Genomic DNA, 16,872 nt, shown 5'->3' with positions numbered 1-16,872 from the left:
TGACTTGTTCACTTTGCACCAGTTAGCTAGCAAACATGCTGGCATCGATTGGTTTGATATCAATCATCTGCTTAGGTTCGTTGTCCAAGCTTGGCATTAAGCCCATCAAACGTTCCGTGTAAGGGTGCTGCGGATTGTCAAACAGCTCAAAAATCTCCGCTTTTTCGACAATACGACCACCATACATTACCGCAACGTCATCACACACTTCAGCGACTACGCCTAAATCATGGGTAATGAAGATCATTGCCATGCCCGTTTCTTCTTGAAGTTCATTCATAAGTTCAAGGATAGACGCCTGTACCGTTACATCCAGAGCTGTCGTTGGCTCATCACAAATCAAAATGTCTGGTTTACATGCGAGTGCCATTGCGATCATCACGCGCTGGCGCATACCACCAGATAGGTTGTGCGGGTATTCGTTGAGGCGCTTTTCTGGCATTGGAATTTTCACTTTAGCCAGCATTTCTACCGCGTAGGATTCGCGCTCTTTTTTACCTAACTCAGGACGGTGTAATTCCAACACTTCGCACAGTTGGCGGCCAATGGTATGCACTGGATTCAACGCCGTCATTGGGTCTTGGAAAATGATCGAAATGCGGTCGCCGCGCATGGCGTACATTTCTTCCGCTGGTAGCGACACCAGATTGGTACCTCGGTAGTTAACTTCACCATTGACAATATTGCCGTAAGGCTTTGGCAACAGTCCCATGATGGACATGGAGGTCACGCTCTTACCACTGCCAGACTCACCAACGAGACCGAGCGTTCGTCCTGCACGAACATCAAAGTTCACGCCATGGAGTACTTTTACCGGGCCATCATCCGTGATGAATTCCACTTCGAGGTCTTTTACACTCAAAATTACATCGTTTTCCATAACACATCCTTACAGCTTATACGTGTCATCAACGACAACAACCGGTTCAAAGGTTTTACCCGACTTCATCGCTTTCTGGGTTTCTTTCTTCACGTCTTTGTCGATCCAATACGTGCCATCACCGATAATTCCGCCACTGAACAATGCTTCTGTCATTCGATTCATTGGTTTCTCTGGCAATTTCAACCAACGCCAGTGTCCATAACGAACGTAAGGCACCATGTAGCCAGTGACAATCACGTGCGCATCAATAATGTCTCGCTGAATCTCATGACCTAGTTGGATCTTCTTATCCATGTCCATGTTAAAGCGATACGCAATGATCTTTTCATCTAGCTCTGGCGTGCTGTAGTTAGTGAATGAGTTCGTTTGTGGTTTGTTGGCATTCACGGAATGGAAGTATTCCCAATAAGTTGGGATTTCCGAAGTCCCCATATCAAAGAAAGCAAGTTCGTGTTTTTTCTCACGCACATACTTGAACATCGATGAACCATCAATCAGCTTCAGCTCAATGTCCAACCCTGCCAATTTTGCTTGTTCACGCAAGAAAGCAATACGCGGTGTATGAACTGGAGATGAGTACGTCAATTCAAAGCTCAAACGCTGACCTTTATCATTCACGCGAATACCATCGGAACTAATCTTATCGAAGCCCGCAGCTTCAAACGCTGCCGCCGCTTTTTCTGGTTCAAACTTTGGCGCTTTCACATCTGGTAACGTGTACTTACCATGCCCAAAGCCAGTTGGGTTGGGTTTACGACTGTAGTCTCCACGCATAACATTCTCGATCATGCCGTCGAAATCTGTCGCGTAAGTGATCCCTTTGCGAATGTTTAAGTCATCGAGTAGAGGCATGGCCGTGTTTATCCAAACGCCACCAGCACCAACTGGATATTGGTTGTAACCCCAGAACTTCTCAATGTAACCCTTTTGATAAGGGGCAGCATTGGATTTATCATGCCATAGACTTGGCAAAACCAATCCAAATGCGTCCAGCTTACCTTTTTCGAAGTGCTTCATCGCAATATCACTATCGCGGATAACCGTGATACGAATTTTGTCGACGTTATAGCGATTCTCGTAGTACTTATTGGTATAACCCCACCAGTCCTCACCTACGTGCTTAAAGGTAACGCTTTTACCTTTTTTGACGTCGGCTAAGTAATAAGCGCTGGTGGTTGGTTCACTTTTAAAGTTGTAGTAGCGCACAAAATCATCATGAATGCCGTCACCGTTCTCGTCTTTCTTCGGATTCGCATAGAAATGAGCAGGACGAGGACGTAGCGCCCCCATTCTCAACAACAACTCTTCTGGATTGAGCTCTTTCGCGGCCTTCACGGCGAAGGTGTGATCGTCAAATTTGATAACATCAGCAACCGTTTTGTAGTAATAGTCGTTGTACCAAGGCTCTAAAATGTCTTTCGAGCGGTAAAACTTAAGCATAAAAACAAAATCGTCTGCCGTGACTGGCTTGCCATCCGACCATTTAGCTTGTGGGTTTAGTTTGAAATAAACCGTTTTATTGTCACCCGCTAATGCCCACTCATTGGCTAGCTCAGGGATGAATTCAAGCGTATCTGGGTGGCGAACCACCAACCCTGGCGTTTCATCCAAGATGAAAGAACGTAAACCAGAGTTTGCATCAGGACCGACACTGCGTAGAGTCTGAGGAAAGCTCGACATGAAAGTGCGGTAAGTCCCGCCACGCTTTGCTTCAGGAGAGCCATATTGTGGCTCATCCCAGTTCGTTTGCCAGTTTAAGTCAGTCGGAAGCGTCGCTGACATCGCGCCAAAACTTAGGGCGCTTAGCGTGGACGCTAAAATTATTCTTTTCATAAAACTTCCCTTTTTTATGTTTTGCTCACAATGCATGCTTAAACATAGCGTGTGAATTTTTTCGGGTCGAATGCCGCTCGAATCGCTTCACCGATAAAGGTGACCATCACCAGTACCAGTACAATGGAAGTCACAACAGACGCCACAATCCATGGCGAGTCCAAGTTGGACTTACCTTGCTGCAGTAACTCACCCCAGCTTGGTGTTGGTGGCATCAAGCCTAAACCAAGATAATCAAGCGCTGTCAGTGCGGTGATGTTGGCGGCAATAGTAAATGGCGCCAAGGTAACAATCATGACCATGGTATTTGGCAGAATATGGTTAAACAGGATTCGGCCTGTCGAGGCACCCAACGCACGAGCTGCCATTACGTATTCGCGTGCAGATTCTTTGTAAGTCATGGTACGCATGTACCATGTCATCCCCATCCATCCAAACAACACGTTGATGGCGACAAAGAGCGTGAAAGTCGGTTGAACGATGGACACCAAAATCATAATGACGTACAGGAATGGCACCATTGACCAAACCTCAATCAAACGTTGGACAAATAGGTCGAACTTGCCGCCCCAGAAGCCCATGGCACAGCCTACAGCGGTACCAATAGCGTAGGACACCGCCATCGTTAACAACGCAAACCCCATCGCAGTACGGAAGCCATACACCAAGCGCGCTAAAATATCGCGACCAATAACGTCAGTACCTAGATAGTGTTTATTCTCAGCGCTTGGCGCGGTCGGAGGGAAATCGCCACTGAAGTCTTGTTCGTATGGGTTCCAAGGAACGATAGGTAGAATCACAAAGTTGTCCCCCCCCTCTTCCTCAAAGACTTGTTGGAGAACTCGGTAATCAGCTTCACTTGAAGAATCTTGACCAAACTCGCTACCTAAACGGACGTCACTGACAACCGGAAAATAGTAACTACCATCGTACTTCACCATCAACGCTTTACTGTTGATTAACAGCTCGGCAAATAGTGAAAGAATCAACATGATAGATAAGATCACAAACGACCAATAACCACGTTTAATTTCTTTAAAGTGACGGATTTTCTTTTGAGTTAATGGACTTACTTTAATCATATTACGCTCCAAACTTCACACGTGGGTCGACTAAAGCAACACAGATATCCGAAATAATATTGCCGATCAGCAGCAATACCGCGTTGATAGCAACGATGCCCATCACTACTGGGTAATCACGTTCCATAATGGATTCGTAACCTAATAAACCAATGCCGTCGATGTTGAAGATAACTTCGATCAAAAATGCCCCTGTCATGAAGAACAACAGTGAGTTGCCAAAGTGAGAAGCAATTGGAATTAAGCTATTGCGTAGCGCGTGTTTGCGTACCGCTTTCTTAAACGGCAAGCCTTTTGCGATCGCGGTACGGATGTAATCCGATGATAAGTTTTCCATCAGGTTATTTTTCATCGTCATAGTGAGCGTTGCGAAATCACCAATCAAGTAACAGATCAGCGGAAGCACAGCATGCCACATCACGTCTTTTGCGCGTTCAAAGAAGGTTTCATAGTCATCGAAATCATCACCGACAAAGCCCCCCATAGGGAACCATTCCAAGTGATAACTAAACAAAGTAATCAATAACACGCCAACCACATAGCCAGGCAAGGCATAACCGACGAATATCAAAATGGAGGAGGTAGAATCAAACACAGAACCGTGCTTGAGGGCTTTGTAATAGCCAAGCGGTATCGAGATGAAGTAGCTGATAAAGAAAGTCATGCCACCATAGAACAGCGAAACAGGCAGACGCTCTGCAATCATATCCGATACTGGTTCGTAATAACGCGTTGATTCACCCAAGTCCAACGTCACTAATCGACTCAACCAATCAACGTAAGCTTCCATCACAGGTTTATCCAACCCGTAGAATGCGTTTAGCTCAGCGATTTGCTCATCAGACAGTGCAGTATTGCCACCCGCTGACGTCATCGATGCTGCGCCGTCTCCCTGAGACTGCATTTGTGACAGCATGCGTTCAACTGGCCCACCCGGTACAAATCGAGTGATGGCAAAGATAAGAATGGTGATACCGAGAAACGTCGGAATGACTAACGCTAAACGGCGTAAAAAGTACGACAGCATATACAACTTGCTCCTTGTCTACTGTCCAAATTAGGCGGGTTTGGTGGGAAGTTTCCGGCCCAAAATGGTGCATATCTATCCGCGTAGTAACTAAAGCTGTTGAAACACACTCCCTGCGATTCAATAACTAGTTTTTTCTTCTACGGCAATAATTTCAGCGTCATATTTATCTTGAATCCACATCAGCTTCAAGTGTTTGAAACCAAAACATGACAAACTTCCTCCGATGTCGAAAAACAGAAATGTTTTTGTAAAAAATTATAAAAAACCACAAAAAGAATTCCTGCAGAATATCAATCTAGGCACTTTAGAGCCAAAACCCTATATAAAAATGCACATAGCAAGAATAAATAGACACATAAGCTGTGGTTACATTTGACTGAAAAATACGAGTGAGCCCTTTTACAGCAATGGGTATCATATTTTGATACCACCCAGTGCAACCAAGTCAACATGGTTAGCATTCGATAAAATTCCACCTTTAGAATAATTCACTGGATAAATGAGTATTTTCAGATTCAATTACCCGCTTAAAAACCATAGGCAATATATGTCATTAAAGTTTACAAGAAACACAAAATACGGTGTTTTATTAAAATTTGATCTCGATTTATAGAACCTACACAGTAAATTATTCCGTGATTTAAATCACTTTTAGTTGTTTACATCTTTTTTACATTTCCACATCTCCGTTTACCACTGGTTTGACTTCCTTTTTTCTTCTCGGTTATACATTGGCCGACCGTTAACGAAATATTAACGTCACATTTGGTCGCTATGCGACCAGACATAGGAAATAATAATAATCGGAGCAACAAGGATGTATAAAAACACAACCGCTTTATCTGTTGCGATCAGTCTTGCTTTGGGGACAGCGGCAGCAGTGGCCCCTCTAACAGCACAGGCAGAAGAGCAACAAGTTGAAAAACTTCAAAAGATGAAAGTTACTGGTTCGCGCCTAACGCGCGCATCTATGGAAGGAAGCACTCCAGTAGCAGTAATTGGTCGAGCTGAAATTGAACGCGCTGGTGACGTATCGATTGCCGATGTATTGCGTAAATCATCTTTTAACTCATTTGGTTCACACAACGAGCGTTCAGGTAGCTCTGCGCAAAGTCAAGCAACGATCTCTCTACGTGGCCTAGGTTCTGAGCGCACTCTCGTTTTGATCAATGGTAAACGTCTCCCTGGTTCCGCATCAATGGGTGGTGGTGCAGCAAACATCAACGTAATTCCGTCAGCGATCGTAGAGCGCGTGGAAGTCATGGCCGACGGTGGTTCTGCGGTGTATGGCTCTGATGCTGTAGCAGGCGTAGTAAACATCATTCTTAAAGAAGAATTTGATGGCATCAACGTAACCCTGGGGTCTGGTATTCCAAGTCGCGAAGGAGCTGACGAAGAAAACGTTTCAATTGTGCTAGGTACAAGCGGTGAGAAAGGTAACATCATGTTCTCATTTGAACATGACAGCAAAGACGAAATTTACCAACGCGATCGTGATTACCTAAGCTCAACCAACACTGGCTCTGCAAACTACTTCGATATGTCAGGCGTTAGTATTTACGGGCGTAACGTTTATCATGATGGTCAGTTGAAAGCACTTAAAGGCTACGACACAGACGCTTCGTGTGATCCTTCAAAAGGTTTTGTAGGGTTAACGAACTACCCTGGTTTGGGTGATATCTGCGGCTACGACTACACATCGGAAGCTGCTCAAACAGCATCTCTAGAACGCAACACCGTTTTTATGAACGGTAACATTTTCTTATCTGATGACACCACGTTTAACGCTCAGGTTCTTTTAAACCGAAATGAAAGCTTTGGACGCTTCGCGCCAGCGGCTGGTTATTTCGAAGTCGATCCAACAACTACTGGTGGCGCAGCATTCTTTGCCGAAAATGGCTTAGATGCAACTAAAGGTCCTGCTGCTGTTTATTACCGATTCAACAATGTTGGTACACGTGACAATAGTGTTACCGATTTCCAAGCAGACTTAAAAGCCGGCTTAGATGGCACACTTTACACAGATTCATTTGGTGAAGTCATTTGGGAAACTGGTTACCACCTAAACTTCTCGAATAGTAACGAAACTGGTACTGGCTATGTGTTCCGCTCTCCAGCTGAACAACTGGCAAACTCAGGTCAGTTTGTAAATGGCGAGTTCAGTGCCGATGCGACTAGCCAACTGTCAGCAGGAACAGGGCGCGAAACTCAAATGGAAATGCACCAAGTTTATGGTGGACTTCAATTTGATCTAGCAGAAGTGGGAAACATTGTTATCCCACTATATGTAGGGGCAGAGTACACAACTTACGACTACTTTGACCAATACGATCCACAAAGTGAAGCGGGTAATATCATTGGTAGTTCGGGGAACTCCGCTGGTGGTGACCGCGAAACATACGCAATTTATGCTGAATCTCTCATTGCGTTTACTGATGAACTAGAGATGAACATTGCAGCTCGTTACGACCATTACAGTGACTTTGGAGATGAAATCTCACCAAAAGTATCTTTCCGTTACCAGCCGTTAGACAACTTGATGTTCCGTACTGGTGCAGGTCTTGGTTTCCGAGCTCCAACCCTATCAGATCTATACGGAGCTGATAGCTTCTCATCTGACTATGCGAAAGACTACGTATTCTGTAGCCAGAATGGCATATCAGCTTCAGAATGTCCGGAAACTCAATATGACGTTACTCGCACATCCAATGAAGATCTGGATGCAGAAAAGTCTGTATCTTTTAACTTCGGGATCAGTTACTCACCAATTGACGACCTAGACCTGACTTTAGACTACTACAACATTAGCATTGATGACGTAATCACTCTGAATACGCTCCAGAGCATGATTGATCAAGAACGTAGTTCTGGTGTGTCGAATCCAAATATCGTTCGAGAAAATGGACGAATCAAAGAAGCTACTGCTGGACTTCAAAACCTAGGAACACTTGATACATCAGGTCTAGACCTTAAAATCGGTTATCGTTATGACTTTAATGTTGCAACAATCCGTTATGACTTTACAGGTAGCTACGTGCTTGATTACAGCTCACCAGAATACGTTGGTGGTCCGGTAAACAACCAAGTGGGTCGAAATGGTCTACCAGAATACCGTTTCAACACAGGTGTTGGCGTAAACTTCTTGGAAGAACATGACATCTACCTATCTGCTGACCACATCGCCGATCAAGCTCAAGATGTTGACGACAACTATAATAAAACTGGCCATATATCATCACAAACAACGTGGAACATCGCGTACAACTACTTAGCTCCATGGGATGCGAAGTTTACTGCTGGTGTTCGTAACTTAACTGATGAAGATCCTGCATTTGAATCTGATGGTGTAACTTACGATAAAGACCTATACAGCATTCAAGGCCGCGTTTACTTCTTGAAATACTCTCAAAACTTTTAATTAAAACCTTTGGCGCAGGAGTATTTCCTGCGCCCTATTCGACTGACTATTTACACTAACAAGGATGCTACTATGACGTTAAAGGAATTTGGCGTAAGTGCAGTTACTGCCGCGATTCTCTCGGTAAGTGGTGCAGCGATTGCTGCAGACTCTGGAACCGTAGTCGCCAATCAAGCACAAACAACGAAGTCTTCTCAAGCTTCTCAGCAAAAAATCGATACTTACGCTGAAAGCACAGAAGGCATGTTGGCAGAATATAAGGGCTTACTTCGTCAAATCGATAGTATGAAAGTCTACAACGAGCAAATTAATCGAATGGTTCAATCGCAACAGGGCGAACTGGACTCATTGAATAACCAAATTGCTCAAATCGATCAAACAGCAACAGAAGTTGTTCCTCTAACACTAAAAATGATCGATGCGCTAGATGAGTTCGTTACTCTCGATTTGCCTTTCCAAAAAGAAGAACGCAACAAACGCGTTCAAGAGTTACGCCGCCTGATGGATCGCGCAGACGTAACGACTTCTGAGAAATTCCGTAAAGTGATGGAAGCGTACCAAATTGAAGAAGGCTTCTCTCGCTCAATTGAGTCTTACAAAGCGAGCTTAGATCGTAACGGCGAAATCGTAACGTACGATTTCTTACGTATTGGTCGTACAGCACTTCTATTCCAATCTCCAGACGGCGGTGAAACAGGTATGTGGAACCAACAAACACGTCAATGGGAGACACTACCTGAAAGCTACCGTATTGCGGTACAGCAAGGCCTTCGTATTGCGAAGAAGCAAGCGCCACCAGCGCTAATCAAATTGCCTGTATTTGCTGGGGAGGAATAAGAGATGAAAGGATTCAAAACTCTAGCCGCTGGTCTACTAGCCAGCTTATTTATGGTTTGTGGCGTTCAAGCTGAAACCCCACAAACACTTTCTGAACTACTAAAAAACGTAAAATCAGAAAGCATTGTTGAATCAAAAGAAAACAAAGAACGCGAAGCTGTGTTCAAGCGCGATCGTGACCAACAAGCCGTATTACTGCAACAAGCGCGCGATGAGCTTGCCGCACAACAAGCACTGGGTGATCAGCTAAAAGCAACGTTCGACGAAAACGACAAACAACTGACTGAACTAACCGAAACACTGCGTGTTCGCTCCGGTACCTTGGGTGAAATGTTTGGTGTGGTTCGTCAATACGCAGGTGAATTTAAAGGTCTGTTTGCCGCTTCGCAAAATGCCGTTCAGTTCCCAGAGCGTGATGCACTGCTGACGAAACTGGCAGAAAGTAAAGAACTACCATCAACTCAAGAGCTGGAAGCATTCTGGCACACTATTCTTCAACAAGTTGTCGTATCTGGTGATACATCAACAACACAAGCAACGGTTGTTTACGGTGAAGGTAAAGAAGCCGTTCGCGACGTAACGCTAGTAGGTGAATTTAACGCAATTGCAGATGGTAAATACGTCATTTACGTACCTCAAACTGGCAAGTTCGAAGAACTATCACGTCAGCCAAGCAAGAACATCACAAGCCAAGTGGCTGGTTTCGAATCAGCAAAAGGCACTTATGAGCCGCTATTCCTTGATCCATCTCGTGGCGTAATTCTATCGCTACTAGTACAGAGTCCTACCGTTCAGGAACGTATTGACCAAGGTGGTATCGTTGGTTACGTCATCCTAGCAATGGGCGCTGTTGGTGTCATCATCGCGCTATTGTGCTTCCTACGCCTTCAGATCATCGGTGGCAAAATGCGTAAACAGGCGAAATCAGACACAGTTATCCCTGGCAACCCTCTAGGTGAAGTTATCCAAGCTTACCAAGATCACAAAGGCGACAACCTTGAAGATCTGGAAGCGAAGTTGGACGAAATCATCCTACGCAATGCACCAAGCATTGAACGCTTTATCAGCTCAATCAAACTGTTTGCTTCTGTAGCACCACTACTGGGTCTACTAGGTACAGTAATGGGTATGATCGGTACCTTCCAGGCAATCACGCTATTTGGTACCGGCGATCCGAAACTAATGGCTGGCGGTATTTCTGAAGCATTGGTAACCACCATGCTAGGTCTGGTTGTCGCAATTCCTCTACTGTTCCTTTACACCATCGTACACAGTAAAGGTCGTCGTTTGGTTCAAACTCTTGAAGAACAGAGTGCAGGTTTCATCGCTCGCTATCAGGAAAAACTACATAAAGCCGAAAGCTAAGGAGGCGTTATGTGGTGGTTAGTTGGAGAACTTGAATCAATTAGGCGCTTCTTGGGAATGGGTGGCGATGTACTCGTCGCTATCTTCATCCTCAGCTTCATGTTATGGGCAGTGCTGCTAGAACGCTGGTTCTACTTTGCCGCCGTCGCTCCAAGAGCCGCGAAAAAAGCCGTGACTCTTTGGAGTGAGCGTTCAGAACATCAAAGCTGGAACGCAAAGATGATCCGACAAGAAATTGTATCTCGTCAGGATATTGAGAATAAAAAGGGGCTACCAATCGTCAAAGTACTGATTGCACTTTGTCCCCTACTTGGCCTGCTCGGCACCGTAGTCGGCATGATCCAAGTATTCGACATCTTAGCGGTAACCGGAACAGGAAGCCCTCGAGCAATGGCCTCGGGGATCTCAAAGGCAACAATCCCAACTTTAGCCGGGATGGTGGCTTCTCTGTCAGGACTGTTCTTTAGTTCACGTCTTGATCATTTAGCCAAAGTCACAACGCAAAAGCTGGAAGATAAGCTAAAGCATATTGCCTGAGTAAATGGAATTAGAGGTATAGGTCATGAAAAGACGCTATAGCAGTGATAGCAGTGACGAAACAGCTATCGATATGACACCGATGCTCGACATCGTATTCATCATGTTGATCTTCTTTATCGTAACAACATCGTTCGTTAAAGAAGCAGGTTTGGAAGTAAACCGCCCAACAGCAAGCTCAGCACAAACCGTGAAGAAAGGGAACATTATGGTTGCCATCGGTGCCGCTGGAGACGTATGGGTTGATAAACGACGCATTGAAGTCGACGCTGTTCGCGCCAACATCGAACGTCTTCGCGCAGAAAGCCCTGATGGCGCTGTTGTTATCCAAGCGGATACCGAGGCCAATGCAGGGGTAGTCGTGAAGGTTATGGACCAGATTAAGATGGCAGGTGTCGAAAGCATCTCCATTGCCGCAACGAATAAGGATTAAGCTTATGCGGTATCTGGCCTCAATTGCACTGGCGCTCATTGTCTCCCTCGGATTGTTCTGGGGGATGGACAAGCTGGTAAACAAAGAGCGCCACGAGCTAGTGTCGAATGATGATCAGCGTATGGTCGATTTCATTCGCATTAAACCGGACGAAAAAGTACAGGAGAAAAAACGCGAACTCCCGAAACCGCCACCACCTAAGCGTCCGCCGCCGCCACCAGAAATGAAGGTGACGTCGACAGTAAAACCGGTGATGGACCAAGTTCCAATGGATATGCCAAAACTCGATCTACCAGTAAACGTCACTGGTGGCTCAGTGCTCGGTCATTACAGCCAAGGTGGCGGAGCGAGACTGGCAGGTAGCGGAGGTCCTGTACCTTTAGCAACATTCCAACCTCAGATGCCTCGTAAGGCCGCCCGTTCTGGACTTGAGAAAGGTATCGTACTTGTAGAGTTTACTGTTAACGAACGTGGTAGCGTCGAGGACGTCAAAGTTTTAAAAGAGACACCACGTAAGTTGGGCTTGGGACAAGCCGCGAAGAAAACCGTATCTAAGTGGACCTTCAAACCCAAGATGGTTGATGGTAAAGCGGTTAGCTCTCGCCTTTCTCAAGAAATTGAGTTCTCTACAAACTAAGGAGTCATACGTATGAAAGCATATACCAAACTGTTGGCTTCTCTAGTGTTATTGTCAGGCGCGTATGGCGCGCCTGGTTTTGCCAACACTCCGGAGTTGTCAGACAAAACGTTTCGAACGGTAAACAAAGTTCAGGAACTCATTGCTACAGAAAAGTACGCTGATGCCCTTTCTAAATTGAACTCAGCATTAAGTAGTACAAGCAAAAAACAATATGACCGTGCAGTCTTACTGCAACAGATGGGCTTTTTGTACTCTCTGCAAGATGACTACCCGAAAGCAGCAAAGTATTTTGCTGATGCGTTAAGTTTAAACGCACTTCCAGTGCCTGTAGCCCAGCAAGTTCGTTATAGCTTGGCGCAGCTTTACTTAGCCGAAGGGCAATTTAAAAAGTCAGTAGCAACCATGAATGAGTGGTTCAAAATTGCAGAAACCACCGAAGAAAAGCCACAAGCGCATGCATACATCACTCTAGCGAGTGCTTATGTTCAGCTAGAAGATTACAAAAACGCGATTCCACCAGCTAAGCAAGCAATCGCTATGAGTAAAGAACCTAGTGAATCTTGGTATCAGCTACTGATGTCTGCGCATTATGAACTTAAGCAGTTCAAGAGCGTTGCGGGTGTATTGAAAACATTAACCACTAAATATCCAAAAAATAAGCGTTACTGGACTCAATTGTCTGGTATTTACATGGAGTTAAATCAAGAGCGCAATGCCCTTTCAACACTAGAAATGGCTCATAAATTGGGTCTATTAGAAGGTGAGAAAGAATACCTGCGTTTAGTAAACTTCCAAGCTTATCAAGGGGTGCCTTTCCGCGCAGCGAAAACACTTCAAGCAGCCTTTGATAATGGTCATGTAGAACGCAACGCAAAAAATTTGGAAACACTTGGTTCGTTTTGGCAGCAAGCACAAGAACTTGAACAGGCTATCGACGTCTATCAGCAAGCTTACAATCTTGCTCCACAAGCAAAAACTCAAATAAAAATTGCTCGTCTAATGATTTTAGACAAGCAATATACGGAGGCGACGAAATTTACGCAAAACGCCGCCCCAGATGCTAAGCACGAACAAAAAGGAGAGCTCTCTTACATTCGTGGCATGGCATATTTTGAGTTAAACCAACCGAGTAATGCTCTAAAAGCAATGAAAAGTGCGGCTCAATCTCCGGATATGAGAGCAATGGCGAGCCCTTGGATTAATTTCCTAGAGTCACAAGGGTAAGTCATGCATTTAGCATGGCGCGAAAATTAAGTGTGAGTCAGTCGCACGCCTGGGGAAGTGAAAGCTTCCCCTTTTTTCGTCGTTTTTCAGTTCTCAATCCGTTGTCATTGAAGGGTATGCAAACCAAAAGATCAACTGGTAACCACATAGAGATCATGATACTCTTCGCCTCCATTTTTCTGGCGGGATTATCACCAATCACCATTTCCATAATGGCTGATTCCCTGCCGCCAGTGCTATCGTTATAAGACTGTCGAAACTTTCCTTCGGCAATCAATCAATCCAATCAAAAGTGGAACAGTACAATGGGCAAAGGTACTCTCTATATCGTATCTGCACCTAGCGGCGCAGGTAAATCTAGCTTGATCTCAGCAATGTTGGAACGTAATCCAACATACGCAATGAAAGTGTCTGTGTCTCACACTACTCGCAACATGCGTCCTGGTGAAGAAGACGGTGTCCACTACCACTTCGTCGCAAAAGAAGAGTTTGAAACTCTGATTGCTAAAGGCGACTTCCTAGAATACGCCGAAGTGTTTGGTAACTATTACGGTACGTCTCGCGTATGGATTGAAGAAACGCTAGAGAAAGGCATCGATGTATTCCTAGATATCGACTGGCAAGGTGCTCGCCAAATTCGAGAGCAAATGCCAGAAGCAAAAAGCATCTTCATTCTGCCACCTTCAAACGGTGAGCTTGAACGTCGTTTAAATACTCGTGGTCAAGACAGCGCAGAAGTCATCGCCAAGCGCATGGCTGAAGCAAAATCGGAAATCTCACATTACAGCGAATATGACTACGTCATCGTGAATGATGATTTCGACACAGCATTAATGGACTTTAAAGCTATCCTTCGTGCAGAAAGATTGAAGGAAGAAAAACAAGCTGCTAAATATAAAGGTATGCTTGACGCGTTATTAGCAGAATAGCTCTCACCAAAGAGTCAGTCTGTTTAACCAGAATTTCCGCTACTTTGTATTGTGCAAAGTAGCCATAATAAACAAGAGAGAAAGCCCACACATTGTGGCTTGTCTAATTGCTAGTAAATAAAGTAGTTAGGTTGTATACTTTCTCGTCATTCTAAAATTTAGTTAACTATTTGGAGTCCTCATGGCACGCGTAACTGTTCAAGACGCTGTTGAAAAAGTTGGCAACCGTTTCGACCTAGTACTGATTGCGGCTCGCCGCGCTCGTCAAATGCAAACTGGCGGTAAAGATGCACTAGTGCCAGAAGAGAACGATAAGCCAACGGTTATCGCTCTACGCGAAATCGAAGAAGGTTTAATTACTAAAGAAGTTCTAGACGCTCGTGAACGTCAAGAACAGCAAGAGCAAGAAGCGGCAGAGCTAGCGGCAGTAAGCAGCATCGCTCACAACCGTTAATTCTGTCTTTAGAATTCAACAACCTCCCGGGCCTATAATTTGTATCTATTCGATAGCCTCAAAGACGTTGCCCAAGAATACCTAACAGAGCCTCAAATTGAGGCTCTGCGTCAATCTTATGTGGTAGCGAGAGATGCCCATGAAGGGCAAACCCGCTCTAGCGGTGAACCATACATCATCCACCCTGTCGCTGTGGCTCGTATCTTGGCCGAAATGCGCCTCGATATTGAAACCCTCCAAGCTGCTTTGCTGCATGACGTCATTGAAGACTGTGACGTTACAAAAGAAGATCTCGAAGAGAAATTCGGCAACACCGTCGCTGAGTTGGTTGATGGTGTATCTAAACTGGACAAACTCAAATTCCGTGACAGGAAAGAGGCTCAAGCTGAGAACTTTCGCAAGATGGTTCTGGCAATGGTGCAAGATATCCGCGTTATCCTGATCAAACTGGCTGACCGTACGCACAACATGCGCACGTTAGGTGCCCTGCGACCAGACAAAAAACGTCGCATCGCTCGTGAAACATTAGAAATCTATGCCCCATTAGCTCATCGTCTTGGTATTCACAATATCAAAACTGAGTTAGAAGAGCTGGGTTTCGAAGCGCTGTACCCAAACCGTTATCGCGTACTCAAAGAAGTCGTGAGAGCGGCTCGCGGGAATCGCAAAGAGATGATTCAGCGTATTCACAGTGAAATCGAAGGCCGACTGCAAGATGTTGGTTTGAATGCACGCGTCGTAGGTCGTGAAAAGAACCTGTTCTCCATCTACAACAAGATGAAAACCAAAGAACAGCGTTTTCACACCATCATGGATATCTACGCTTTCCGAGTGGTTGTTGATACTGCCGATACTTGTTATCGCGTTCTAGGCCAAGTACACAGCTTGTATAAGCCGCGCCCAGGTCGCATGAAAGACTATATCGCGGTACCAAAAGCGAACGGCTATCAATCGCTTCACACTTCCATGGTTGGCCCACACGGTGTGCCTGTTGAAGTTCAGATCCGTACTGAAGATATGGATCAAATGGCGGACAAAGGTGTTGCTGCACACTGGTCTTACAAAGACAAGGGCGATAAGTCAGGCACGACCGCGCAAGTGAAAGCGCAACGTTGGATGCAAAGCTTGCTTGAGCTACAACAAAGTGCCGGTAACTCATTCGAATTCATTGAAAACGTAAAATCGGATCTATTCCCAGATGAGATTTACGTCTTCACACCAAAAGGTCGTATTGTTGAACTGCCACTTGGCGCGACAGCCGTAGATTTTGCTTACGCGGTACATACCGATGTAGGTAATTCCTGTGTTGGTGCTCGTGTTGACCGTAACCCTTACCCACTAAGTAAGGCGCTGAAGAACGGCCAGACGGTAGAAATCATCAGTGCGCCAGGTGCGCGTCCAAATGCCGCTTGGTTGAACTATGTCGTGACTTCTCGCGCTCGCACTAAGATTCGTCAAGTACTGAAAACCATGCGCCGTGAAGAATCCATCACGCTCGGTCGCCGCCTATTGAATCACGCTTTGGGTCGTCACTCGATTGACTCCATCTACCCAGAGAACATTCAAGAAGTACTGACCGATCTGCGCTTAGAAAGCACAGACGATTTACTCGCAGCAATTGGCTTAGGCGAACTCATGAGTATTGTGATTGCTCGTCGTTTGCTGGGCGATACTGAAGAGCTAACGACAACCAGTTCCATTCCAACCGACTCGAAGAAGAAACTTCCAATTCGTGGCGCGGAAGGTTTGCTGCTGACGTTTGCTAACTGCTGTCACCCAATTCCAGATGACCACATCATTGCGCATGTGTCTCCTGGCCGTGGCTTGGTTGTTCACCGTGAAACGTGTCCAAATGTGCGCGGTTACCAAAAAGAGCCGGACAAATACATGGCCGTTGCGTGGTCTGACGATTACGACAAAGAGTTTATCGCAGAACTGAAAGTCGACATGCTCAACCACCAAGGTGCTCTGGCAGAATTGACCAACGTGATTTCAAAAACAGGCTCCAATATCCATGGCCTGTCGACCGAAGAACGTGATGGCCGACTGTATACTGTCACCGTTCTACTGACCACCAAAGATCGTGTCCACCTTGCAGGTATCATGCGAAAAATCAAAGCGATGCCGCAGGCGACCCGAGTCAGACGAAGAAAGAACTAAACTCATCGCCACCCATTCACACTGGGTGGCGATTTTTTTATACCCTA

General features: G+C 45.4%; 14 protein-coding genes. 10 read left to right on the top strand and 4 right to left on the bottom strand.

Annotated features, from left to right (window positions below):
* Positions 1 to 22 precede the first annotated feature (22 nt).
* Genes NL646_RS15345 through NL646_RS15330 form a run of 4 tightly spaced genes read right to left on the bottom strand, consistent with a single transcriptional unit; the run spans position 23 to position 4,825 of the window.
* Positions 23 to 880: an ABC transporter ATP-binding protein gene (locus NL646_RS15345; RefSeq protein ID WP_005496771.1), complete on the bottom strand. Its 858-nt coding sequence runs from the start codon at positions 878 to 880 to the stop codon at positions 23 to 25.
* Between the two features lie 9 nt (positions 881 to 889).
* Positions 890 to 2,716, bottom strand: coding sequence for an extracellular solute-binding protein (locus NL646_RS15340; RefSeq protein WP_253664385.1), 1,827 nt, complete (start codon positions 2,714 to 2,716; stop codon positions 890 to 892).
* Positions 2,717 to 2,754: 38 nt separating this feature from the next.
* Positions 2,755 to 3,798 (bottom strand): ABC transporter permease, encoded by a 1,044-nt coding sequence (locus NL646_RS15335; protein WP_015296095.1) that lies wholly within the window; start codon positions 3,796 to 3,798, stop codon positions 2,755 to 2,757.
* Between the two features lies 1 nt (position 3,799).
* Positions 3,800 to 4,825, bottom strand: coding sequence for an ABC transporter permease subunit (locus tag NL646_RS15330; RefSeq protein WP_005458995.1), 1,026 nt, complete (start codon positions 4,823 to 4,825; stop codon positions 3,800 to 3,802).
* 820 nt (positions 4,826 to 5,645) lie between these two features.
* On the opposite strand from NL646_RS15330, the gene NL646_RS15325 reads away from it, so the two are divergent.
* The 10 genes from NL646_RS15325 (at position 5,646) to spoT (ending at position 16,825) form a co-directional block, all read left to right on the top strand.
* Positions 5,646 to 8,246 (top strand): TonB-dependent siderophore receptor, encoded by a 2,601-nt coding sequence (locus tag NL646_RS15325; protein ID WP_005458992.1) that lies wholly within the window; start codon positions 5,646 to 5,648, stop codon positions 8,244 to 8,246.
* Positions 8,247 to 8,318: 72 nt separating this feature from the next.
* On the top strand, positions 8,319 to 9,083 hold the full coding sequence (locus NL646_RS15320) for a DUF3450 domain-containing protein (protein ID WP_005496754.1): 765 nt from the start codon (positions 8,319 to 8,321) through the stop codon (positions 9,081 to 9,083).
* Positions 9,084 to 9,086: 3 nt separating this feature from the next.
* Positions 9,087 to 10,448, top strand: coding sequence for a MotA/TolQ/ExbB proton channel family protein (locus tag NL646_RS15315; protein ID WP_021486868.1), 1,362 nt, complete (start codon positions 9,087 to 9,089; stop codon positions 10,446 to 10,448).
* Between the two features lie 9 nt (positions 10,449 to 10,457).
* The gene (locus NL646_RS15310; protein ID WP_005458945.1) at positions 10,458 to 10,985 is read left to right on the top strand and encodes a MotA/TolQ/ExbB proton channel family protein; all 528 of its coding nucleotides are present in this window, start codon (positions 10,458 to 10,460) and stop codon (positions 10,983 to 10,985) included.
* 25 nt (positions 10,986 to 11,010) lie between these two features.
* Positions 11,011 to 11,418, top strand: coding sequence for a biopolymer transporter ExbD (locus NL646_RS15305; protein ID WP_005458951.1), 408 nt, complete (start codon positions 11,011 to 11,013; stop codon positions 11,416 to 11,418).
* Positions 11,419 to 11,422: 4 nt separating this feature from the next.
* On the top strand, positions 11,423 to 12,055 hold the full coding sequence (locus NL646_RS15300; RefSeq protein WP_005458947.1) for an energy transducer TonB: 633 nt from the start codon (positions 11,423 to 11,425) through the stop codon (positions 12,053 to 12,055).
* Between the two features lie 12 nt (positions 12,056 to 12,067).
* A complete protein-coding gene (locus NL646_RS15295) occupies positions 12,068 to 13,282 on the top strand; it encodes a lipopolysaccharide assembly protein LapB (protein WP_021822536.1) in 1,215 nt (404 codons plus the stop codon).
* 305 nt (positions 13,283 to 13,587) lie between these two features.
* On the top strand, positions 13,588 to 14,211 hold the full coding sequence (gene gmk, locus NL646_RS15290) for a guanylate kinase (RefSeq protein WP_005496750.1): 624 nt from the start codon (positions 13,588 to 13,590) through the stop codon (positions 14,209 to 14,211).
* 181 nt (positions 14,212 to 14,392) lie between these two features.
* Positions 14,393 to 14,665, top strand: a complete 273-nt coding sequence (gene rpoZ / locus NL646_RS15285; RefSeq protein ID WP_005379346.1) for a DNA-directed RNA polymerase subunit omega — start codon at positions 14,393 to 14,395, stop codon at positions 14,663 to 14,665.
* A gap of 39 nt (positions 14,666 to 14,704) precedes the next feature.
* A complete protein-coding gene (gene spoT, locus NL646_RS15280; protein ID WP_005459012.1) occupies positions 14,705 to 16,825 on the top strand; it encodes a bifunctional GTP diphosphokinase/guanosine-3',5'-bis pyrophosphate 3'-pyrophosphohydrolase in 2,121 nt (706 codons plus the stop codon).
* Positions 16,826 to 16,872 lie beyond the last annotated feature (47 nt).

Source organism: Vibrio sp. Y20_XG_PY13 (assembly GCF_024181925.1).
GTDB classification, from domain to species: domain Bacteria; phylum Pseudomonadota; class Gammaproteobacteria; order Enterobacterales; family Vibrionaceae; genus Vibrio; species Vibrio parahaemolyticus.
This window is presented reverse-complemented; position numbering and strand designations above follow the sequence as displayed.

Excerpts from the sequence above, each read along its gene's own strand:
- NL646_RS15345 (WP_005496771.1), bottom strand. The coding sequence starts at position 880 with ATGGAAAACGATGTAATTTTGAGTGTAAAAGACCTCGAAGTGGAATTC.
- NL646_RS15340 (WP_253664385.1), bottom strand. The coding sequence starts at position 2,716 with ATGAAAAGAATAATTTTAGCGTCCACGCTAAGCGCCCTAAGTTTTGGC.
- NL646_RS15335 (WP_015296095.1), bottom strand. The coding sequence starts at position 3,798 with ATGATTAAAGTAAGTCCATTAACTCAAAAGAAAATCCGTCACTTTAAA.
- NL646_RS15330 (WP_005458995.1), bottom strand. The coding sequence starts at position 4,825 with ATGCTGTCGTACTTTTTACGCCGTTTAGCGTTAGTCATTCCGACGTTT.
- NL646_RS15325 (WP_005458992.1), top strand. The coding sequence starts at position 5,646 with ATGTATAAAAACACAACCGCTTTATCTGTTGCGATCAGTCTTGCTTTG.
- NL646_RS15320 (WP_005496754.1), top strand. The coding sequence starts at position 8,319 with ATGACGTTAAAGGAATTTGGCGTAAGTGCAGTTACTGCCGCGATTCTC.
- NL646_RS15315 (WP_021486868.1), top strand. The coding sequence starts at position 9,087 with ATGAAAGGATTCAAAACTCTAGCCGCTGGTCTACTAGCCAGCTTATTT.
- NL646_RS15310 (WP_005458945.1), top strand. The coding sequence starts at position 10,458 with ATGTGGTGGTTAGTTGGAGAACTTGAATCAATTAGGCGCTTCTTGGGA.
- NL646_RS15305 (WP_005458951.1), top strand. The coding sequence starts at position 11,011 with ATGAAAAGACGCTATAGCAGTGATAGCAGTGACGAAACAGCTATCGAT.
- NL646_RS15300 (WP_005458947.1), top strand. The coding sequence starts at position 11,423 with ATGCGGTATCTGGCCTCAATTGCACTGGCGCTCATTGTCTCCCTCGGA.
- NL646_RS15295 (WP_021822536.1), top strand. The coding sequence starts at position 12,068 with ATGAAAGCATATACCAAACTGTTGGCTTCTCTAGTGTTATTGTCAGGC.
- gmk (WP_005496750.1), top strand. The coding sequence starts at position 13,588 with ATGGGCAAAGGTACTCTCTATATCGTATCTGCACCTAGCGGCGCAGGT.
- rpoZ (WP_005379346.1), top strand. The coding sequence starts at position 14,393 with ATGGCACGCGTAACTGTTCAAGACGCTGTTGAAAAAGTTGGCAACCGT.